The sequence below is a fragment of the Vibrio sp. 03-59-1 genome, from assembly GCF_013114135.1.
Lineage (GTDB): Bacteria > Pseudomonadota > Gammaproteobacteria > Enterobacterales > Vibrionaceae > Vibrio > Vibrio cortegadensis.
This window is the reverse complement of record NZ_VTYA01000027.1, coordinates 1-22,841: the sequence shown is the minus strand read 5'-3', so window position 1 is coordinate 22,841 and position 22,841 is coordinate 1. Positions and strand designations below refer to the sequence as shown.

At 42.7% G+C, this 22,841-nt stretch carries 16 protein-coding genes and 2 pseudogenes; 16 read left to right on the top strand and 2 right to left on the bottom strand.

Going from position 1 to position 22,841, the window contains the following annotated elements; genetic code table 11:
• The first annotated feature begins 27 nt into the window (after nt 1-27).
• The 16 genes from F0249_RS18620 to F0249_RS18545 all read left to right on the top strand — a co-directional run bounded on the left by F0249_RS18620 (nt 28) and on the right by F0249_RS18545 (nt 21,922).
• On the top strand, nt 28-1,389 hold the full coding sequence (locus F0249_RS18620) for a type VI secretion system contractile sheath large subunit (RefSeq protein ID WP_171757457.1): 1,362 nt from the start codon (nt 28-30) through the stop codon (nt 1,387-1,389).
• Nucleotides 1,386-1,811: a GPW/gp25 family protein gene (locus F0249_RS18615; protein ID WP_017052342.1), complete on the top strand. Its 426-nt coding sequence runs from the start codon at nt 1,386-1,388 to the stop codon at nt 1,809-1,811. Before F0249_RS18620 ends, F0249_RS18615 begins: the two co-directional genes overlap by 4 nt.
• Nucleotides 1,804-3,582 (top strand): type VI secretion system baseplate subunit TssF, encoded by a 1,779-nt coding sequence (gene tssF, locus F0249_RS18610; RefSeq protein ID WP_171757456.1) that lies wholly within the window; start codon nt 1,804-1,806, stop codon nt 3,580-3,582. The genes F0249_RS18615 and tssF overlap by 8 nt, the downstream gene beginning before the upstream one ends.
• Nucleotides 3,564-4,547, top strand: a complete 984-nt coding sequence (locus F0249_RS18605; RefSeq protein ID WP_171757455.1) for a type VI secretion system baseplate subunit TssG — start codon at nt 3,564-3,566, stop codon at nt 4,545-4,547. The genes tssF and F0249_RS18605 overlap by 19 nt, the downstream gene beginning before the upstream one ends.
• 8 nt (nt 4,548-4,555) lie before the next feature.
• Nucleotides 4,556-7,168 (top strand): type VI secretion system ATPase TssH, encoded by a 2,613-nt coding sequence (gene tssH / locus F0249_RS18600; protein ID WP_017052345.1) that lies wholly within the window; start codon nt 4,556-4,558, stop codon nt 7,166-7,168.
• A gap of 150 nt (nt 7,169-7,318) precedes the next feature.
• Complete coding sequence (locus F0249_RS18595; RefSeq protein ID WP_017052346.1) at nt 7,319-8,473, top strand: ATP-grasp domain-containing protein; 1,155 nt, start codon at nt 7,319-7,321, stop codon at nt 8,471-8,473.
• A gap of 2 nt (nt 8,474-8,475) precedes the next feature.
• Nucleotides 8,476-10,683 (top strand): MFS transporter, encoded by a 2,208-nt coding sequence (locus tag F0249_RS18590; protein WP_171757454.1) that lies wholly within the window; start codon nt 8,476-8,478, stop codon nt 10,681-10,683.
• Nucleotides 10,680-11,825 carry an ABC transporter substrate binding protein gene (locus tag F0249_RS18585; RefSeq protein WP_216599659.1) on the top strand — a complete coding sequence of 382 codons (1,146 nt, stop codon included), beginning with the start codon at nt 10,680-10,682 and terminating at the stop codon, nt 11,823-11,825. Before F0249_RS18590 ends, F0249_RS18585 begins: the two co-directional genes overlap by 4 nt.
• 68 nt (nt 11,826-11,893) lie before the next feature.
• On the top strand, nt 11,894-12,586 hold the full coding sequence (locus tag F0249_RS18580; protein ID WP_029203343.1) for a transporter substrate-binding domain-containing protein: 693 nt from the start codon (nt 11,894-11,896) through the stop codon (nt 12,584-12,586).
• 1 nt (nt 12,587) lies between these two features.
• Nucleotides 12,588-13,583 carry a type VI secretion system-associated FHA domain protein gene (locus F0249_RS18575; protein WP_171757453.1) on the top strand — a complete coding sequence of 332 codons (996 nt, stop codon included), beginning with the start codon at nt 12,588-12,590 and terminating at the stop codon, nt 13,581-13,583.
• The gene (tssJ, locus tag F0249_RS18570) at nt 13,580-14,044 is read left to right on the top strand and encodes a type VI secretion system lipoprotein TssJ (RefSeq protein WP_171757452.1); all 465 of its coding nucleotides are present in this window, start codon (nt 13,580-13,582) and stop codon (nt 14,042-14,044) included. Before F0249_RS18575 ends, tssJ begins: the two co-directional genes overlap by 4 nt.
• A gap of 2 nt (nt 14,045-14,046) precedes the next feature.
• On the top strand, nt 14,047-15,363 hold the full coding sequence (gene tssK / locus F0249_RS18565; protein ID WP_171757451.1) for a type VI secretion system baseplate subunit TssK: 1,317 nt from the start codon (nt 14,047-14,049) through the stop codon (nt 15,361-15,363).
• Nucleotides 15,364-15,370: 7 nt separating this feature from the next.
• Nucleotides 15,371-16,513, top strand: a complete 1,143-nt coding sequence (icmH, locus tag F0249_RS18560) for a type IVB secretion system protein IcmH/DotU (RefSeq protein ID WP_017052353.1) — start codon at nt 15,371-15,373, stop codon at nt 16,511-16,513.
• Between the two features lies 1 nt (nt 16,514).
• The gene (gene tssM, locus F0249_RS18555) at nt 16,515-19,970 is read left to right on the top strand and encodes a type VI secretion system membrane subunit TssM (RefSeq protein WP_171757450.1); all 3,456 of its coding nucleotides are present in this window, start codon (nt 16,515-16,517) and stop codon (nt 19,968-19,970) included.
• A gap of 15 nt (nt 19,971-19,985) precedes the next feature.
• Entirely contained in the window at nt 19,986-20,636 is a 651-nt protein-coding gene (locus F0249_RS18550; RefSeq protein WP_171757449.1) for a protein kinase family protein, read from the top strand.
• Between the two features lie 8 nt (nt 20,637-20,644).
• A complete protein-coding gene (locus F0249_RS18545; protein WP_171757448.1) occupies nt 20,645-21,922 on the top strand; it encodes a hypothetical protein in 1,278 nt (425 codons plus the stop codon).
• Nucleotides 21,923-21,988: 66 nt separating this feature from the next.
• Here F0249_RS18545 and F0249_RS18540 read toward each other — a convergent pair.
• Nucleotides 21,989-22,497 (bottom strand): annotated as a pseudogene (locus F0249_RS18540) (IS30 family transposase); the annotation flags it as partial.
• 12 nt (nt 22,498-22,509) lie between these two features.
• Nucleotides 22,510-22,841, bottom strand: a pseudogene (locus tag F0249_RS18535) (transposase); the annotation flags it as partial.

Below are 22,841 nucleotides of genomic sequence, written 5' to 3'. Positions count from 1 at the left end.
CCCGAATAGCTTTGAATTGGACAGTTGATGAATACTCATAATAAGACAACAGAATCCCCCCATCAGACTGCTGATTTGCCGTGGAAAAAGCTTTTAGAGCTTGCACAAGGTGAGGAAACTGTTCAATTCAAAGCTCTGTTAACACAAACTATTGCAGGGCTAGACCACCTGATTAGCCAGCAACTTAATGAAGTGATGAGTCAACCACACTATCAGCAATTGGAATCAACGTGGTTGGGGCTACAAGCGCTCACTCATTTACCCGTTTCTAATCGTCGAGTAAAGATTCGCCTGCTTGATTTCAGTTGGAAAATGGTCTCGAACGATCTCAATTACTCCTTCGACATAAAGCAGACCGCCCTGTTTAAGAAACTCTATTCGAATGAATTTGATACGGCTGGTGGTACACCATATGGGATGGTAGTGGTTGATCACCGAGTTACGTCAGATTATGCCGATGACGGTGAGTACGATGACCTGTACACATTACAGCTTTTAGCTGAACTAGCTGAGCGCTCTTTATGCCCAGTAGTTCTCGGGGTCGATGAAGATTTTTTTGGCGATGATATTAATCGTCAGCTGAATGATAGCTCACGGGCGAAGCGAATTTTAGAGAGCCGTGATTTTATGTCGTGGCAATTGTTAAGAGACAACCCGGCATCACGTTTTTTGCATCTGGCTTTACCTGAATATTTGCAGCGAGAACCATATCGGCAATACCTCGCGGGGTTTATTTATAACCAGCACAATGCCAGAGAACATTCGCTATGGGGTAATAGTGCGTACTTGTTAGCTATGAATGTTATCCGAGAGTTTGACCGAATTAGCTGGTTTGGTTTTTTGCGTTCATATAATGAAACGGGCTCATACGGTGCGATAACACAAACGGATAAGCCTTTATTCGGCAAGGTGGATATTTTTGCTGAAGATGATGGTTTTTGGGCAGAGCAAGGCTTTGTTCCTTTATCGAGTTTGTACCTTACTGACCAAAAAGGGTTCTTTAGTAATCAGTCGGTCTGGAAGGCGAAAAATGATACTGAACGTATGCTTGGCATGTTGCAAACCAACTTAATGGCGTGTCGATTTGGTCATTACATTAAAGCTCAAATCAGGGATCAAGTGGGGCGTTATGATAGTGCCGAAGATTGTAAACGCAGTTTAGAGCGTTGGTTGCAGCACTACATAAGTGAAGTCGATTACGGGGAAGATTCTGTGATGGCGCGTTTCCCATTGAAAGCTTGTGAAGTTCGTATGGAAGAAGATCCAAGAGACAGCACTCGTTACCAATGTCAGATCATGCTTCAGCCTCAATATCAGTATGAAATGATGGATGCCCAAGTCGTACTGAAGACATCGGTATCGAGCCAAGAAGTTGGAGAGTCCGCATGAGTTTGATGGCAAAGCTAGAGGGTAGCTGGCAAGACGATATTGATGGTTTAAGAGACGCAATAATAGAAAACGTATGCGCATTAATCTCATGTAGAGCACCAATTTGGTCTTCAGAAGGCATTCAAACTGAAACAATGAATGGTTCGATTGTGCATATCGGACTCGGCAACGCCACCCGTTCACAAAGTAAATCAAACAGTGATGTATTAGTGGCGGATATTGCAGAGCTAATCCGTTTGTATGAGCCAAGATTGGCACATGTTGATATTGAATTGAGTGATCAGCCATCTGGGAGCAATCAGCTGCAGTTTCGTATTTCAGCCATCATGCATTCACAGCTGGGGGATGAAGCCATTGTGTTGGATTCTTTATTGGATTTTAGCCGAAACAAACTTGATGTAAGGAAATCGAACCTTGTCTGATTCATTGTTGCAGTATTTCGAACAAGAGCTGAGTTTCATTCGCAGCGAAGCAACGCAGTTTGCAGAACGCCATCCGAGTTCTGCTCGTGCGCTCGGCATTTCAAAAGACGGGGTTGATGATCCACAAGTTACGCGATTGATAGAAAGTGTGGCACTGCTGAATGGACGTTTACAAAAGAGACTCGATGAATCGTTTCCAGAGTTAACTGATAGTTTAATTCGCTTGTTATTCCCTCACTATTTGCGTCCGATTCCTTCGTACAGTGTGCTGAATTTTAACGTGACTGAAGATGCCAGTGCGACGCACCGTATTCCGGCGGGCACGGAATTTGAAATTGGTGATGAAAGTAATAAAGCACTGTTTAGAACAACGAAAGAACTCGATCTATTTCCTGTTGAAATTGAACAAGTAAAGGTGGCGTTTGCACCATTTGAAACCACCAAACCAGCAGGTGCCGAACATGCAAAGGCATTGATTGAAGTGACCATTTCAGCCGTTGATGAAGGAATCGATATCTCTCTGCTTGAAATGAATAAACTGAATCTGCACTTAAAGGGTGAAAGTAGTTTCGCTCTTAAATTGTACGATTTATTGATTCATGGTGCGTCCCAAGTGTGTGTGCAAACAGATAGCAAGCGACATGTTTTGGGCAAACAAGCCATTCAACCGATAGGGTTTGATATCGAAGATACGATATTACCGTATCAGGCGGCCAGCTTTGGCGGTTTCAAATTACTGACAGAGTTTTTCGTTTTTGCGGATCGGTTTAATGGTTTTACCGTGGACCTTAATCAAGTCTTAAATCAATGCTTAGGACATCGCTTTACTCTACAGATCTACGTTGATGAATTAAGTGTCGATGTTGCTCGTAGTTTATCGGTTGATCACTTTACCCTTTTTTCTACCCCTGTTGTTAATTTGCACCACATGGTCGCAGATCCTGTAGAAATCGATTTTTTGCAGAAGGATTACCCAATTGTTCTTGATGCGACTCAAGGACAAGATTTAGAGCTGTTTTCCGTCGATGAAGTGGTGGATGTAACAACTTCTGAACAGGTCACCGTTCCTCAAGTTTACGGTGAGAAATACAGTGATTCTCAAAGTGGCTTGCGTTGGCAGTTAGTACAGAACCTACTTGAAAGTGGTGCCTTGAAGAGCGTACTGAATGTCGCGGATCTAGAACACTCTAGTTTGCATAGTTCGAAGCAAACATGGTTAGTGAATGCCACTGTAACCAACGGTAGCCGAGTTGGTTCGTTACCAATCAATAGCGCCGTTGCATGCATGGAATCGATCACGATTCCTGCTGAAATGAGTCTACTTCGACGTCCTTCAATGCCGATCCGTAGTAAGGACAATAGTACTAATGTGTGGTCTTTACTTTGTCATCTTCATTTTAACTATCACGCTATTTTAGGCAGTGATGATCCGAAGTCGACGTTAAAGAATGTTTTCGAATTGTATAACCACAACCACAGTTCACAAAATCAGCTTTATATTGAATCTTTGGTCGCCATTGACCAAGAGCAAGTGGTTGCGCCTATTCGAGTTTCAGGCCGTACCTGTTTTGCTTATGGAACTAAAATTACCGTGACACTTGATCCGACGAATGTGAACGGCGGAATAAGCATGTTTAGCCACCTTCTTGACCGATTTTTTGCTTTCTTTGCTGGGTTTAATAGTTTTACCCAAGTGGATATTAAATTTGAAGGGCAAGACGCGTTGTATATCGCTTTCCCGAGGAGAACTGGATGCAAGAGTCTTCTCTAATGGATTTTAAGCCGATGACAAACCGTGCTGATCTTGAGCGCGTATGGCAATGGTTTAAGCATCAAGCGGACAGTTTAGATGCGCGCCCTAGTGTACGATTTAGTGTTGAATCGCTGCCAGCGCATTACCAGAATCAAGTGACTCAAGTCTACGCGGACCACACCAATCATTATGTGGTGAAAACATCTTTACCTGGCCTTTCTGGGAGTCGAGCGAGCATGCCTCGGCCCATGTATCAGCAGGCTCTCGCTGCACAATTTGATTTAGGAAATGAGTCGGCCCTTGAGTTTTTTGACACCTTTAATAATCGTTATTTTCGTCTCTATTGTCAGGTGCAATTGAAACATGACTTAACCAGTCAGATGGAAGAAGAGACCTTCACGTGGAACCAGCACCAGCAGTCGATGACCTCCATGTTGGCGAGTTTATGCGGCGTGGCTGAGAACCGTGACTTTTTACCGCAGCGACATCTTGTTCAATACACCGGGCTATTGGGATTAAAGCTTACTTGTCCTATTACGCTGAAGTCGCTGTTAGAGGACTATTTTGAAGCTGAATTTCAAATTGAACATAGCGAACTTGAGTATCAGCCATTGACACCTTGTTCGTTAAGTAAGTTAGGCAAGTCGGGTCAGAATACCCAGCTAGGGATGGGGGCATTGCTTGGTAAAACCACACCAATGCTAGGTCAGAAGCTGAGTATAAAAATTAGACCCAGAGATTATCGTCACTATTTGGCCATCCGGCAGGATAAAAAAATGGTTAAAGCGATCGATCATTTAGTGCGTAGCTATATGGGAATCAACATTAAATACCATTTATATATGAGCGTAAATAGCCAGTACTTACCCCGAGTTAAGCTCACCAGTATTGCTGACAAAGGGGTAAGAATAGGGCAGTCGGCTTGGATGAGCAGCCGAGAAAATAAAAAGCGATATGTAGATATGCCACTCACGATTAGTTAGGACAGATAATGATAAATATTGAATTACAAAGCCTGGTCAAGCGACTGGCACCAAGCGTGAAATCATCGTTAGAGTCGGCCGCGGGAGATTGTGTAAACCAAGGGCACTATGCGATTGAGCTAGAGCATTGGTTCGTTCAACTATTACAACAGCCGTCTCAAGGTTGGTCTGCCGCTGTAGAGAAGGCCGCGATAGCGAAAGAGCGTTTAATCGAGCAGCTACAGGATAAACTGTCGACTTTAGGAGGCGGTAATGATGCCTCGCCTGCGCTATCACCACAACTAGTTGAATTGATTAAAGATGCGTGGATGGTTGCGTCTTTAAATCATGCTCAATTGATGGTGAATGAGTACCATTTATTACTGGTTCTTAAGCAGCGTATTGAACAAGGCGCTTACAACGGCCCATTAAGCCAATGGCTAACACTATTGTCTTCAGAGTGGTTACGTTCACAAGCAAACGTGAGTTCAACGCCGAGCAACATAAATTCGACATCGAGCCAAATGGCTGAGCCATCATTAGATTCAGCAGGAACGCCAGCGCTGGATAAATACTCACAAAACTTAACTGAAGCGGCGCGAAATGGACTTTTAGACCCGATTTCTGGCCGTGGTGATGAAATCCGAAAGTCTATCGATATCTTGTGTCGTCGTCGTCAAAATAGCCCGATCTTAGTTGGGGATCCTGGGGTGGGTAAAACCGCTATTGTGGAAGGTTTAGCACAACAAATTGTCGATGGTAACGTGCCTCCGGCGTTGCAAAATGTAGAGTTAAGAAGCCTTGATTTGTCGCTTTTGCAAGCGGGTGCAAGTATCAAAGGTGAGTTTGAAAATCGACTCAAAGATGTAATCAACGAAATTAAGCAGTCGACGACTCCGATCATCATGTTTATTGATGAGGCTCATACGCTGATTGGTGCTGGTGGCGCTGCAGGTCAAAATGATGCTGCGAATATTTTAAAGCCAGCGTTAGCGCGCGGTGAGTTTCGCTCTCTCGCGGCGACAACGTGGGCTGAATATAAGCAATATTTTGAATCTGATGCTGCATTAACTCGTCGTTTCCAAGTGGTTGCAGTTGGTGAACCTAACGAAAATGACGCCGTACATATGCTCCGTGGCGTCAAAAAGAGCTTAGAAAAACATCATAATGTGAAAGTGATGCAAGAAGCGATTGATGCGGCTGTCTCACTCTCAGTTCGTTACTTACCAGAAAGAAAGCTACCAGATAAAGCGATCAGCTTACTCGATACGGCGTGCTCACGAATTGGTTTAAGCCAAAGTGCGACACCAAGCCAGTTAGAGGCCATTGAAGAGCAGATCCAATACACTAGAAATGAGATTGAGACCTTACTTCATGAGGCTGCATTATGGTCGATTGATGATGGTCAAATTGAAGTCGCACAAACACGATTAATTGAGTTAGAGCAACGTCGAGAAGCATTAGCGAGTCGTTGGGAGCAAGAAAAGCAGCGAGTTGAGCGAATCATCGAGCTACAAAATGAGCTTGATGCACAGTATGTAGAAGGCAACGATATCGCTTTACACCCAAGTAAAGCACTGCTGGCTGACAACATGTTGGAGTTAAGAGAGATCCAAGGTGAACAGCCTCTTGTGTTACCCCAAGTATCGCAACAGACGATTGCAGAAGTGATTGCACTTTGGACTGGCGTGCCAGTGGGCAACATGCTTGCTGAAGAGGTGGATTGTCTCATGCACCTTGAAGAGCAAATTGGTGAACGTGTGATCGGGCAAGTCACGCCTATTGCAGAAATTTCTCAAGCTATTCGTATGTCTCGCGCAGGATTAACCGACCCTCGTAAGCCAGTTGGCGTATTTCTTATGTGTGGTCCGAGCGGTGTCGGTAAAACAGAGACGGCATTGGCGTTAACCGACCTACTTTATGGTGGTGAGCGAAATATCACCACCATCAACATGACTGAATTTAAAGAAGAACACAAAGTATCAATGCTACTGGGTTCACCTGCTGGTTATGTGGGCTATGGAAAAGGTGGTGTGTTAACGGAAGCGGTTCGTAAAAACCCATATTCCGTTTTGCTGCTTGATGAAATGGAAAAGGCCCATCCCGGTGTCCACGATATTTTTTATCAAATCTTCGATAAAGGTTCGATCTCCGATAGCGAAGGGCGAAATGTCGATTTTCGTAACACGATCATCATCATGACATCCAACGCTGCCGACAGTGCTGTTGTGAATGCTTGTGTGAACGAAAGACCAAACGTTCCAGAGCTGACACAAACTATTTTTCCTGAATTACAGCGTTTCTTTAAACCTGCGTTTTTAGGTCGAGCAACTATTGTTCCATATTTCCCACTGAACGATGAAGAGATGGCAAAAATTGCGAGCTTATCTCTGCGCCGTATCGAAAAACGAGTGAGGGCGCACTACAACGCAACCTTCAAGTATGAGCCGCAAGTTATTGATTTATTAGTATCTATGAATCAATCACCGGAAACGGGAGCTCGTGCTATTGAGCAGTTAATTAATCGACAATTGATGCCAGAACTGGCCAATCAATGCATTGTCAAAATGAGCCAAAGTGAGCCGGTTAGCGCGGTTTATATCAGTGTTCAAAACCAGCAGTTCCATATAGATATTCAGTAAACAACACTCAAAAGTGAGTGTTGTGAAGTGGAGGAACTCATAGTAGCTCTCCATTTATAACGATTATAAATATACGATTTTTTTGTTACTCGACTCTTAATATGCTTTTTCCATTTAGTCATTGAGTGACGCTTGTTGTAGGTAAATAAAATGCAAAACGAAGTATTTTCACTCGCTCAGTTAGAGTGGATCCGTAATAACCTAAAAATTGCAGTGATTCATGGTGGTGATAAGTCTGAAACTCAGAATTATATTTTTGAGAATTTAAGCCCGCGCTCAACGAAGACTTATGCACCTGTCGCTCATGATATTGCGAATGCATTACGCGAATCTGGTTTTGAGTCTGTTGACGTTTTAGCAGAAGACATTCACCTAGCTCAGCAGCTAGAAAAGAAAAAAATAGATCTAGTCATTACGAACAGCGGTGGTTTACAAGGTTTTGATTCAATGTGTCACTTACCTTCAACTCTTGAAATGCTTGGCGTGCCTTACGTCGGGCATGCGCCAATGACCGCAGGGATCTTAGATAATAAACATCTTTTCAAGCACGAGATAAAAGCGGCAGGTTTGCCTACTGCCCCGTTTATTACCGTGGGGATCGATGAAGATTTTGACAGTGAGAGTAATCAAAAAGCACTTGATGAAATTGCGTGCCGTTTCCCTAAAGGGTTTGTCGTTAAACCGGTATCAGGGCGAGCATCAATTCATGTTTATCCTGTATTTGAGCGAGCAGAGCTTAAATCAGTAGTCAGTAAAGTACGAAAAGCAACCAACAATATCGTGATGATTGAACCTTTTTTACCTGGACGAGAGTTTGTCGTTGCGGTAGCTGGAGAGTACATCTTTAAAAATGGCGCGTTAACTCAATCGACAGCCCCTCTCGCTTTCTCGATAACGGAACGCATTTTAGGATCAGATGAGCCAATTTTTACTTCGATGGATGTTAAGCCAATCACTCAAGATCGTTTAGTTGCCGTCAATGAGATGGGATTACGTACTCAGTTAGCCGAAATCGGACAGAAGATTTATCGCCAACTAGGGCTTCAGACGTTAGTTCGAGTAGATCTACGTATGGATGAGCGGGGTAATTTGTATGTTCTAGAAACGAATCCTAAACCCGACCTTAAGCGACCAGAAGGTAACAATGTCAGCTTAGTTTGTCATGACTTAGAGCGAGAAGGGATGAACTACTCAGATCTTATTCAGTCACTTGTGTTTAATCGTTTATCGTTTTTAAAAGCGAAGCGACCGATGGCGTTGAATCACTGCTTTAACCTTCAGTTCGATGAAATGGCTGGCGTTTAAACGTGGGTTTTCAGACCGTAAGGCAACATAGCCGTTTAATACTGGGCGCACTGCTGGTTATCGTTTCTTTATCGCTTGTTTTTGTTGTGGGCTATGCACAAGCATTAAAGAGCTACCAGCAGCAGAGCCGCGATGCGGTATTCGCACAAACGGAAGCGGCGCGAATTGGATTGGAGCAGATTTTAAGTTCCGGCGTACCTTTGCAAGATATCGCAGGGCTACAGAAAGTATTGTCTCCGATAGTCGATGCGGATAGATCGGTTGTTGATATACGCGTTATATCGGGGCAGCAGGAACTGTATCGATATACCACCGCTGAATTTGATGGCAGTCGTATATCGATTCCATTACGCAATAAATTTACCCAAGTTGGTGCACTTGAAGTGCTGCTTAGTGATGTTGAAGTGACCAAAGCAATCAACGAAAGCTTTGCCCCAATGGTGTGGCTCATCGTGATTCTGGTTGGGCTGTTTGTGTTCATGGTACTGCAAAGTCAGCAAGCTAAAATCTATTTTACTGCATTTGGCATCGTCTTTGTGGCGATGTCGTTTAGTGTGATTTTGATGGTTGGGGCTTTGTACAAATCAGGTTTAGAAAATAAAGCTAATTCGATGGCAAACATTGTCACGCATCGCCTCTCTCCAGTGCTGAGCTTGGGAATCGATCCAGATCGAGTCAGCGGTATGGATGAGATGCTTGCCAGTTTCCGCCAATCGAATGATGAAGTATCCAGTATCACGGTTGAACATCAATCAAGAACGATTGCTCGAAGCGCGACCGAAGACGAAATGATGGGTGCAGAAAGTGTGGCTCAATTTCCCATCTCTGATGAAATGGGAAATCAGGTCACGATCGCATTCCACCCTAATATTTTGCTGTCCCAATTGATCAATGTACTGAAAAACTTCGCCATTCTGTTCGCTGGGTGTGCATTTATCTGTTTTGCCTTTATTCGATTATTGAGTCGTTCTGATAAGGATATTCAAGCCGAAGTCGTTCTCGCTCAAGTGAAACCTTTGCTACTGGTTACGGTATTGATGGAGTCGCTGATGGCGCCAGTTTTACCACAGTATTTGGCTGAAGTGGCGGTTACGAATGGTTTAGATGCCAGTTGGACATCGTACTTTTTCACTCTGTACTTTGTCGGCTTCGCATGCTCGTTATTACCAGTATCCAGGTTGGTTGAGCAATACGATATTCGCCGCGTATTGGCGACCGGTATTGTGTTGTCGAGTTTGGGCTGCTTAGTGCTAATGTATGAAGAGTACTTAGCGCTTATTTTGTTGGCTCGCTTTATGTCTGGTGTTGGTCAAGCAACCATATTTGTGGCAATACAAGCGTATATCTTACGATTTAGTGATAAGACGAATAAAACCCAAGCCGCGGGCATCATTGTTTTCTGCTTCAATGCTGGATTTATATCAGGTGCCGGTATTGGCGCGTTGCTAGCTGATACGCTTGGTATCACCGGGATTTTCTTATTGTCGGCTTTAGTCGGTGGTTTGATGTTTGTATTTAGCATGGTGTTACCTTCAATGGCTCCAGATAAGCAACATGCTGGAGGGAGTTTACGAAACTCTCTACAAACGATGTTTTCTGGTTGTGCCGCGTTACTTCGTGTACCTTCATTTATACGAACAATGGTCTTAGTGGGTATCCCAACCAAAATGATGCTGACTGGTGTTGTTTTTTTCGCGGTTCCGATTCTTCTTGGTGAAAAAGGGATGTCGAAAGAGAGCATTGGTCAGGTCTTAATGGCTTACGCTTTTGCTGTCTTATTTGTGAGTGGGAAAGTCGCGCCGATGATTGATCGTATCGGCTCAACAAAGTGGGCTCTATGTCTTGGAAATCTGATTGCGTCTATCTCACTAGTGATGCTTGGTGGTGTGTTTTTAGTTCAAGATAGTGCTTTTGCTGTGCTTATCGCTACTGGGTCGATGCTGGTGATGGGGTTAGCTCACGGGTTTGTGAATGCTCCAGTGGTGACTCATGTGGTGAACACAACCAGCGACAATGATGCCAACATGGTGGCAACGACCTATCGATTTTTAGAAAGATTAGGCCATGTTTTCGGTGCCATTGTCGTTGGACAGCTTCTAATGCTGGTGGGTAATAGTGCAACATTTTGGGTATTGAGCGGCTTCTTCTTTGTTGCGAGTCTCTCGCTTTGGTTATTTGACCGTCCAAGTAAGCAAGGAGACGGCGCATGATACTTCGTCTGTTATTACCGTTGTTCAGTTGGTTGTTATTGCTGCCATCCTCTCAAGCCCTAGCCGCTGTCCCTGATTGGTTAGGGGCTGATTTAGAGCAGTCGAGCAAGCATTCGTGGGAGACGGTCTCTAATGGTCAGTATGTTGACTTTATTCCTCGTAACAAATACCCAAAAGTGTGGGTGTTAGTGTCTCGAAAAGCTAAATCGTATGACACGGCGCTAGCAACCATGCTCAATGTTTTTAGACGAGAGTTAGGTAATGCGACTTTTCGGGTGTTCCTTCTTCCTGATAGTGATGAGGAGATTCTCCAGTGGACGGTATTGGCAGAAAGTAAAGCGGATTTGATCTATACCGTGGGTTCTAAAGCAACAGTCAGGCTACACCGTTTATATGCGGGTAAGCGATTGCCGGTGGTCTCTGTTAATGCAAAAGACCCTGTGTTACTTGGTCTTACTGATGGCTATAAAACCAGCCACAATAATTTTGCATTTACATCATTAAATCTACCTGCGGATATTACGCTTAATTTTCTGCTTAAATTTAAGCCTGAGCTGAATCAAATTGGTGTGTTGTACGCTAAGAAAAACACCAGTGCTTACTTGACTCAATACTTACCGTTAAAGAAAGAAGCGCAAAAGCGTGGAATTGATGTGGTCACCTTTGAAGTTGATGAAAGCCAAGCGACCTCTTCGTTACAGACTGTTATGGAGTCTCAAATCGCCACAATGCAAGCTGCAGGTGCTGAGCAATCCATTTTGTGGTTAACCGGCAGTTCAAGTCTTTTATCCCGAGTGGATGAGATTAACGAATGGGCTCAAAACATACCTCTGCTGACGGTTGTACCGGATGCGGTCAATAATACTGAGAAGAGTGCGCTGATGTCTGTTGGTGTAAGTTTTGAAAATAATGCGCACCAAGCGGCTCTCTATGGCATCAGTATTTTACGAGATGGTATTAAACCTCAGGCTCTTCCTGTGGGTGTGCTATCTCCGCCTGATATCTCCATTAACTTTCAGCAGGCTGAAGCCATTCAAGCGAAAATTCCTTTTGTACTAATTGAAATGGCGAGCGATCTTTATGCGCCAAATGGAAATACTATTCGTGCTGCCGGTATGACAATGCAAGGAGAAATACAATGATCAACTTGAACGTAAGGCTTCAAGATTCATCGCTTCTTAGCCTTGCTCAACGTCTTGGTAAGCTTGCAATGGTGTCATCATTTTCAATTGTTTTTACTTACTCTCAAATGGCATTCGCTTATGGAAAACCGGAGCGTTTATTGCTCGCGACACAAGAGTGGTTTCCTTATCAATACCAAGAAAATGGTGTGATGAAAGGCCCTGGGATAGACAAAATTAAGTGTGTGATGCGTGTGATGAAGCAGCCATACCAGATCACAATGACCACCTGGGATAGAGCACAATTGCTGACGGAAGTCGGATCGCAGCACGGTTTTTTTCTTGCTTCTCATAATGTTAAGCGAGATGACTATGCCGTTTATACCGATCAGCTTGAACAGCAGAATTGGAGCTGGTTTTCACTGTCTGATGCGACAGATGTGAACAGCGCTATGTTCAAAAGCCAAATTGAGGTTGTTGCTTTATTTGGTTCCAATAAATGGTTTTGGTTACAGCAAAACGGTTACCGAGCATCGATGAAACCGCGCAGCGCCAAAGCCATGATAGAGCTCATGCTAAAAGGCGATGTTGGCGCCATTCTAGGAAATGATGCAGTGATAGAAGAGACCATAAAACAGATGGGCATTAGTTATCGGGCGATTTCAAAAACACGTGTGAAATCACAACCTTTAGGCGCCTATTTTTCTAAGTCATTTGTAAAAACCTATCCGCAATTTGTTGATGAATTCAACCGTGCAACACAGCAGTGTAAGGGGAACTAACATGCCAATATCTATACGAATTATCAGCTCTCCAGATGGTGAAAGCATTGCTGAGTGGAATAAAGCATTTCCTGAAGAGGGCGGAGTTATTGGTCGCGCTTATGGAGTGACCATGCAACTGAGTGATGCCAGACGAGAAGTATCAAGTAAGCATGCTGTGATTAATAAAACGCACCGTGGCTATCAAGTGGCTGATTACAGCACGAACGGCTTATTTATTAATGGCTCAAGCCGGGCTTTAGGTAAAGGCAATCAATCTGTGCTGAATGATGGGGATGTCCTCGATGTCGGGCGTTACCGATTGTTAGTGTCTTGTTTTATTCCGGAACAAGCGCGTGCACAAGAATTTAGTGAAGCCTCTTCTGATGGTTATGGTGCTTTTAGTGACGATCCATTTAGTCATGGTAATGATGCCGAGTTTGGCCCGGCCGATCCAAGAGAAATGGAAGGGTTGTATGCGGCGGTTAGCCAAGACGATTCAACGAAGTATGGATCATTTTCTAAGGGAACCGCGCGAAATAGTGATGTGGTTGAAGAGGACCCTTTTCAAGTAACAACGAAAGTGAAGGCGACACAGCATCACGAATTTAACATGAATTTCAGTGCGATCGATGATGACCCATTAGCGGAGTCTGACTTCTCATCAACCTTTCCTGTAAGTGCTGATAATGAACCGACACCAGCGACGATCTCTACGACGCAAGATCGTTCGATGACTCAATTTCGTTCAAGTGAAGCACGTATGCAACAACAAATGGACAAAGCACTAGAAATGGCTTTGAACCGTTTATTGATGGATATCTCGCCGCAAGCGCTTGAGTCGATGTTTGATGACCTGATGGCTCCCCGTTTTTGGCAGAGCAAACCGAAATATTGGGATATGTATAAGCGTTATTTTAGTCGTCAAATGGATAACCATGATTGGCAGATTAAATTTCAAGCCTATTTCCAAGACGCCATGCGCTTGCAAAGAAGCATGGAAGGAGAGAACTCATGAGCCGACTGATTACTGTTGTGATGATTATGTTGTTATCGGGCTGTAGCTTCTGGGGGCAAAAAGATATTGCGCCTCAGTTGGTGTTGAAAATAAAGGCGGCATCCAATATTAACCCTAACGTGGAAGGAAAACCGTCGCCAGTTGAAGTGAGAATTTACCAATTAAGTGACAGCCAAGCCTTTGAACAAGCAGAGTTTATTCAACTATATAACGATGCTCAGGGTGTGCTTAAATCGGAGGTGTTGCTAACACGAGAACTGGCTAGTGTTTTACCTGGTGAGGAGCGGAGTGAAGTATTGCCTTTCGCTTCTGAAACGAAATATATCGGTGTTATTGCGGGTTTTGCCGATTATCGAGAAGCGAAAAACAAAGCCATTTATCAACCGATTGTTTTAGGCTCAGCAGCAATTAATATCGACCTAGATGGTATCAACCTGTCTATATCAGGTGAAGAGGAATAATTATGGATAAGAATAAAGTCGTCTGGAGTGAAGGTATGTTTCTTTCACCTCAACATTTTCAGCAGCAAGAGCGATACATCGAAAATTTCACCCGTGAATTCGCTGGTCAAATGACCTCTCAATGTTTCGGCCTGACTCAATTAGAGCTGGATCGTTCAATCTTGAATATTGGAAAAGTTTCTGTCCGTAAAGCAAAAGGAATCTTTCCTGATGGCACGCCATTTGAAATTAAAAGAGGACTGGTTCTAGATGTCCCGAAAAACACCGCTCATAAGAAAGTATACCTGGCTCTTCCGCTTTCGATGCCAGGGGTTGTCGATGTAGGTGAAGGACAGAGGTTAAGGAATGCACCACTTGAGCATCGTGTGTTTGATAGCAGTCGTGAACATAGCGAACCCGTACTGTTAGAGTTAGCTGAACTCAATATTGAACTCAAACTAGAAGGTCAAGAGCTTCAAGATTACACCTTGATTGCAGTGGCTGATATTAGCGAACATAAATCAGAGGGTGAGGTGGTGTTGAATCAAGCCTTTGTGCCTCAGTGTTTGCATTTTGGCCAATCTAACTATCTAAAAGATTGTGTAGCCGATGTTTTTTCTCAAGTGCAATATCGCGCACGCACAATTTCAACCAGATTACAAAAAGAGCACAGCAGTAAGAGCTATCAAGCTCTAATGCGAGATTATCTATGGCTGCAAGCGTTAGGTGCTTGGATGCCAAAGTTACAACAGTGGAATGAAGATCCAACCTTATTGACTAAATATTTGTATCTTGAGTGCACTTCAATGGCCGGGCAACTTCAAGGACTAGAAGGAAAGATGCCCAAAACGTTCATGTCTTGGGATCAAAATGATCTGTATGGTGTTTTCTCAGCAGTTTTTTCTGAGTTATTCGTGCTACTTCGTGAGGTTCAAATTGATAATGTCACTACGCTCAAGTGGGACACACAACTCTTTACCAGTCGCCGCTTACTGCGCACGATTGTTCAAGATAGAAGCCTGTACAACGAAGGGCGGTTTATCCTTGTTGCGACCTCTACTATTGGTGCTTCTCGTTTAAGTGAAGAGTTTCCTCAAGCAACGAAACTTGCGGGTAATAGTGATATTGCTGGCTTGGTACGAAATGCACTTTCCGGTGTTCCTTTACGTAATTTACCTTACGCTCCTGCAGAGCTGAAATCGAAGAATGATGCCGCTTATTTCGAGCTTGATACTAAATCTGAGCTTTGGCAGTCACTTGTGAAGAAAGACGAACCCATTGCCTTGCATATCGACGAAAGAATTGACGATATTCATGTCGAGTTCCATGTGATTAGGTAGGTATTCGATGACTGGATTATTTAACGAAGAACCAACGATAGTAATACACCGTAAAGCGGCAGAAACCGCTCATCAATCGAATGATGAGCAATCGTTACCCGCTGACCTATCTGGTACTGAGCGTTTGATTGAGACCTTTGCGGTATATGACAGCCCACTGCTTAATGCCGCGACAGAACTATTAGGCATGTTGGTGACTTTACCTCGTCAAACCAACCCAAGAGATATCGAGCGTTTTAGGCAACGCCTGCTCGATGCCATCGTCGTTTTTCGTCAGCGAGGGCTTTATCTTGATTACCATCCGAGTGTGATTGAAAAAAGCTGTTTTGTGTTATGCGCAGCTTTTGATGAAGCGATTCTATATACCTCTTGGGGAGAACAAGCTCGCTGGGAAAATCACTCACTATTAAGCAAAGTGTTTTCGCAGAGAAATGGCGGAGAGGCTTTCTTCGTTTTGCTAGAAAAAGCGAATCAGCAACCGGCTAAGTTAGTCGATTTTCTGGAACTGCAATATGTTCTTTTGATGTTGGGGTTTAAAGGTCGATATCGACATGAAGATGAAAACCAACTGCATGAAATAAAATCAAACGTGTACGGAATTATTCGGAATTATCGTGCTGAGAATGTGTTACTGGTGCCTAAAACGCCAGAATTGATCGTAGGTAAACAGCCTTGGCGAATGCTCAGCTTAAGCAAAATGTTGGGTCTGGCTGCACTGTGTCTTGGTTTAAGCTATGGCGCGTCGGAGTACTGGTATTCAAATCGAAGTCAACCGATCCTGCATCAATTTAGTGCTATTGATATGTCTGGTGTCAGCTTAAAAAGTGAAAACCATGATCTTATCTATATCAGCACCGATGCCGATATTGGCGAGATTGAGTTAACTCCTGTTCATGAAGAGGAGCCAAAAGTGCAAGTTGCTGCTGTTCAGTGGGAAGTGATCTTGGCTGTCTTTACTCGCTCTTCCGATGCCGTACGTATGTCTACGGAATTACAGAAAGCGGGTTATGAATCATTCACTCGTGAAACCGAACATGGGATAGAACTATTTTTGCGTGCGGGCGACAATTTAACAGTGATCCGTAAGTTAAAGAATGAACTCAATGTGCGTTTTGGTTTGAACGCGACGATTAGAAGAGCGCAGAAATAATATGATTAAGAAAACCCTCATTACATTGCTGGTGATCACTCTTTTAGCTGGGATCGCGTCATCATGGATTCTGCTTCCAACAGAAACATGGCTGTGGATGCAAGTCATTATTAGCGTAAGCGGTGTGATCGCTTTGTCTACTATTGCCGTGATGTGCTATCTATGGCGTAAAAAACAGCGTAATAATCAAGATGCGCATGAACAATCTATTTTGCTTAAACAAGACACTAAAGTGATTCAGCAGCTCTTTAAATTAGCGGCAAAAAAGATCCGAGGCCATGGATCTAATAAACTCGATAGCCTCTATAGCTTACCTTGGTACCTAGTTTTAGGTGGTGAGAAAGAAGCCAAAAGTGCGCTGTTACTGCAAAATGGTTTAGAGCCTGTATTAGATAAGCATCTTCAAGATAGCGATACTGAGCAATATTTAAAGTTTTGGAGCAGTGATCAAGCGGTAGTCATTGAAATCGGTCACCGTATTTTTGATAGCGAAGGTATAGACGAAACATTATGGAATATTGTTACTCAGCAATTATTAAAATACCGCCCGAGACAGGGACTTAATGGTATTGCTGCTGTCATTGGTTGTGACCGTTTATTGCAAGGTGACCGTAAAGAGCGTCAGAAAATAAGTTCAAACTATCAAGAAGCAGCACTATCAATGAGTAGCGCTCTTGGTCTGACGCTGCCGGTATTCTTCTTGTTTTCTAAAGCCGATACCATCGCTGATTTTGTTGAATTTTTCGAAAGCTTCTCTGGGTGTGATGTTGAAAATCCATTCGGTGTTACTTTTCCTTGCGACTCATCACAGCGCTTCGATAAGTTTAAATTTGATGAGCTGAGAAGCGATCTCTTAAAATCCTTAGCGGCTCAACAATTTGAATTGTTGAGAAACATCAGCAGTGAAAAGTCAGGTTCGGTGATCGCACTCCCATATCAATTACGGATTTTCTTTGAACGAGTCGAAGAGTTACTAACGGATATTGGACGAGAAAACCGTGTACGTGAAGCGGTATGGATACGTGGCTCATATCTACTCTCTTCTGGTCAAAAAGGCAATGAGTTTGACCTATTAACACAAACCGTTGCTGAGCGTGCGGAATTCAATTTGTCACTCACTCGTGAGCAAGTTTCTGGCCGTCGTAGCTATTTTACTTCTCGTATTTTTAGTCACGTTATCTTGCCAGAAAAGGATATCGTCGGAGTGAATGAGTGGCGTCATGCGGGTTATTTAGTTGCACGTACTGCGTCACTACTGTTGGTGATTTCTGCCGTTTCTATGGTTGGTCTCGTATTGAAAAATAATTGGAACCAAGATGAGCAATGGCGAGCTGATGCGATGACTCAGTTACGTTTGTATGGCAGCGATATTCAGCGCCTTGAGAGCAATTACTCATGGTCGGATATGATCGCGATATTAAATGAATTACGTATTGTTGCTGACGCTGGCGTTATGCCAAAAGCTTGGTATCAACAAGTGAGTATTAAGCAAGGGGATACGGCTGAGCGTATATATACGACTTACCAAGAGCAACTGAACCTTATTTTATTACCAAAACTGGAAGAGCTTATTAGCAGTGAGCTTTATGTTTATGTCAATTTAGGTAATCCAAGCAAGATATTTGAAATTTTGCGGTTCTATCAAATGTTATTTGATAAGCAATACCTCAATACTGAAGAGGTGCAAACTTATTTGCTGGATAATCTAAAAGATCAAGGCGATGTTTCGTCGAATGATATCAATACACTGTCTGTTCTTATCGAAGACTTATTTAAGAGCAACTACAGTGGAAGTATTACTGCAAATAAAGAGCTAATCGCAGTTGCGACCAATAACTTAGATGGTTTATCACCGGAACGACTCATTTATGCCCGAATCAAAAGTTTACCTGAATATCGGAAGCAGGTGGATATTCGTCGTCAGTTAGGTGAAAAATTTGATTCAATGTTTGAATTTTCAGATGGGTTTCATGGTTATTTAGTGCCTGAAATTTTCACCAAGCAAGGTTATAGCCAGATTGATTTAACGGCTAAATCGGAATTGCTTCGTAGGCAACTTAATGATTTTAAAGCTATTCAAGGTGACGTATCTGGTACGTCTATCACTGAAATTACAGATTTAAGTAAACAGATCCAAAGGTTGTACTTTGCTGATTATGTTTATTATTGGAAAGATCTACTTAATAACATCCATATTAAGACACTAGGTTCGAGTGTTGATTTTGCCTACGCATTACAGAATGCCCGAGAGCCTGCTACCAGTCCGATTCTCGATGTACTTGGAGCTGTTGTTGTCAATACGACGTTGGCAGTTGAAGAGCAACCAGATACGAAAAGTAATAAACGAGTCGCGTCCCAGTTGGGCCTTAAGAAAGTATCTAAAGGGTTAAAAAAGGCCGATAAAATTAATCGCGCTGTCGGTGATAAATTATTACGGCTACAGCCTTCTTATGTGGTTAACGAAGCATTTATTAACTATGCAAATTACGTTAATGGTGCAGGAAAGAAAGGGGGGGCCATTCCTCTTGATTCGCTCATTCAAGAATTTGATGCGCTTAATCTCTATTTTGACAGTGCATTGAGCAGTTCAAATCCAGGTAAGGCATTCCATGCGTACGCACTTGCTCATGCAGAAGGGAGTCAAGATGCAATTGAACTCTTTAAACGTCAAGGAAGTAAAGCGCCTAATCAAGTGGCGAAGTGGGCTAAAAACATTGCAGACCAATCATGGAAACAGGTGGTTTCTGGAAGTGTTGGTTACCTTAATAAGCAGTGGGATGAGCAAGTGTACCAATTTTATGCGGCTGCCGTGGAAGGGCGATTTCCATTTTCCGAGCAAGGACGAGGTGAAGTAGATCTTAATGACTTTGTACAATTCTTTAAGCCTCAAGGGAGAATTGACCAATATGTCGATACGTTACTTAAGCCTTTCGTGTATTGGGATAATGGAACATTAAAGCTAAACGAAGTGGATGGATTAACATTGCCAATTAGCGCCGAAACACGTCATCAATTACGCCGGGCTCGACAGTTACGCCAAACCTTTTTTGGCCCAACTGGTCAGGAGTTAGCGATCAAACTTGCGTTCCGTCCAAGTTCTATGAGCACGTCGGTGACGGCGTATCAAATTCGCGAGTCAGAAAGTGTCTTTAGCTACCGTCATGGTCCAAGAGTGTGGACTGAACTATCGTGGCCTTCAACAGCGGTCGATGGGTACCTAACGACCAACTTTTATCAGGGTGAAAACCGTGTGGCGACCAGATCTTATACCGGCCAGTGGGCACTGTTTAGAGCGTTGTTTGATGGTCGGTCGAGCAAAACGTCAACCCGACTGGTTAGCAAATGGGATTACAAACTCAATGATAACAATATTGTTATTGATTACACCTTGAGAGATTCAAATGAAACTTTAGATAAGCCTATGTTTAGCGAATTTTCTTTACCAAGAAAGCTGTAGCGCTAAGGAGGTTAGATGAAAGCTGAGTCATCATTAGTAATCGGGGCTCACTTTATATTAGATGAGCAGATTAATTGGCATGAAATAGGGAAGTGTTATGCCAACAAATCAGATTTTGAACGAGAGTTCGAAGCGCTTAAGTGTTGCAAAGGGCTCTACATACAAGAGTTAGTTCGCGCAAATAAAGGTGAACAGCGTTTGTATTTTAAATATTACGACAATGCTAAATCACTTGACCGTTTGGATATCACCCAAATCGATCTTTTTGTATCTGTTTTGCCTGCGGTTGTTCGTGCTATTGCTCATTGCCATAGCAACGGTTGGGTTCATGGTGATGTAAAGCCTGCGAATATTCTGTACTTCCCGGAAACGGGATCAATTCGATTAATTGATTTTGGTGCGAGTTTTCCATCGAAAACTTCTCGAATAGAGTTAGAGGTGTGGCAATTTTCTCAACAATACGCACCAAGAAATCAACGAAAAGGAATTGGCTGTGTTGAGGAAAGAGATGATTGGTTTGCCTTGTTAGTAATGGTAGATCAAGTGATTAGTCAGATTCTAGATAAGAAATTACAAAAACGAGCGTCGTATATTCGCAGCTCGATTAAAAGATTGTTTCATCCGGCTCTGTCGAATGAGATGAACTCAAATAATGATAATAAGTAGGAGGCACTATGCCCGTTTCGTTTTCTGAAGTATTAAACCATACAGATATGATAGGCTGGAAAGCTCAAGAAAAGCTAGCCTATGAGGGAAGAGTCACAATAATAAACTATTTATCAAGTTTAAAGGTTGAAAGGGCGCCTGCTGTTGGTTTAGACCTGGTTGGGAACTTTGTTATGGACCCGACAGCCGTTACTGATGCGTGTGGGACTGCAAAAAAGTTGATTAAGGAACAAGTTAGTGACATTTTGCAGAAATCTCAAGTACTGTTAAAAGTCACTAAAGTAGCGGAAAGCGTAAGCACTGCCATTCATCAAAGTAGACCTGTCAAATTTTTCAAGTCAGTCGGAACGTCAATTAAAGAAAAAGTAATCTCAACTAAAGACAGCTTAATTGCGAAGCTAGAAAAGTTGATTCAACGTTTTTGTAGTAATATTTTAGACAAACTTAAAAAAGCTTATAAAGATATTAAATGGGTCACTAATTATTTGGTGGACATTTCTCTGTGGCTAGTTTCTTCAATCGTTGGTGATTTGAGCGCTCTTATTCCAGGCTTGGGTTATGTTCAAAATGCAGCAGATATATATAAAGGAGCAAAAAAAGCGGTTACTGGGTTAACAAGCTATTTCTCACTTAAACTATCAGGACGTGGGGTTCGATTGAATGATGGATACCCCGATATTATTGCTTATGACATCTCTTCTCACATGGCTTGTAAAGGGTTTCTTGGTATAAAGGATGTTGGTGTTAAAATAGGTCAGATTGCAGCGCAAGCAGCTGGTGATGCAGTCGCTGCTGTAGGTGGTGTTATTAATTATGTAATAAGTGTATTAGGCCGAATTACAACAGCCATTGATTACATAATTCAAAGAGTAAATTTATATCGTGTAAAGGAAAAAGCTAAGAAAGAAAGAAATAAATTACTTAACACTAATAGTTTAGCGCTTAACGCCAATTTATTTAATAAATGGTTTGCGGAGTCGATGGCTTTAAGCCCCATTTTGACGGCTCTTTTGATGCATTCCAATACAATTGGACACCCAATGGTGTTTCTATCACTATTGGATCGATATGGTCGTTTAACAAGTTATTCTCAGTCGAACTATGACAAAGGCACTGTTCATATAAATAATATCAAAAAGCAAGCTTTAAGTTACATAAAAGAATATTCAGATCAATACTCTGTAAAATTCACGCCCGGTTTGCAAGTGCATAAAGATTTGTTGGATGCTTCAATGTCGTCTACACCTCAAATTCATAGTGTACTAGCTAACCCATATAAAAATTAATAAAAGGATTTATTTAATGTGAATGAAATTATGCCACTTAGTATCAAGCTTGAAGTGCGACATTTTCTACAGGTGCGCATGAATATACTCCATTGGCATTCTATACCCAAGCCTATTGCGTGGGCACATGTTTAATTTATGTGCAATTTCATTACAGAGCTTCTGTGTCACATGTGACATAGAAGTTCGCTTTGGTAAGTATTGTTGTATCAAACCATTAGTGTTTTTATTGGTCCCTCTGTCCCATAAATGATATAGATTTACGTAGTAAAACAAACAGTTATCGTGTTTTTCTAGTTGGTGTAGCCGTGAAATTCAGTGCTATTATCTGCTGTAATTGTCTTAAATGGTAAATCTGAGCGCGTCATTATTTGACTTATTCTAACGTTGAGTGATTCGCTCGTTCTTTCGTCCATTTGCCCAATAAAAGTGTAGCTAGTTATTCTATCGACCAAAGTGACAATACAGTGCTTGGTGCCCCGGCCAATGACCGTATCAATTTCCCAGTGACCAGGCTCTTTTCTGTACTCAGCACCTTTCGATCTTTCGGTGATATGACGCTTGTTAGCCAGGCGCTGACGGATCCTTCATAATTTCCCTAGCCCTGCATTGTGTGTCAGCCTTTGATATTCGAACATTCCCCACTGGTATTGAGAGTCGTTAATTTGATATCGCCGATGATTCCGAACTTCCCTTCCTAGGCGAGGTATTGATAGGACTCGACGGTGTTTAATGCTGTTGGCTTGAAAATCAAAATGCCATTTTGCATGGACTGCAATGAGGCCATTCCACCACATCAAGATTTCAGCGAGCGACGCAATAAGAAGCAGTATATCTAACCGCTTAGTGCAACGAGTTCTATTGTGACGAAGTGCGATCCCATATGCGGTACTTTTCAAATCACGGAATGCCTCTTCAA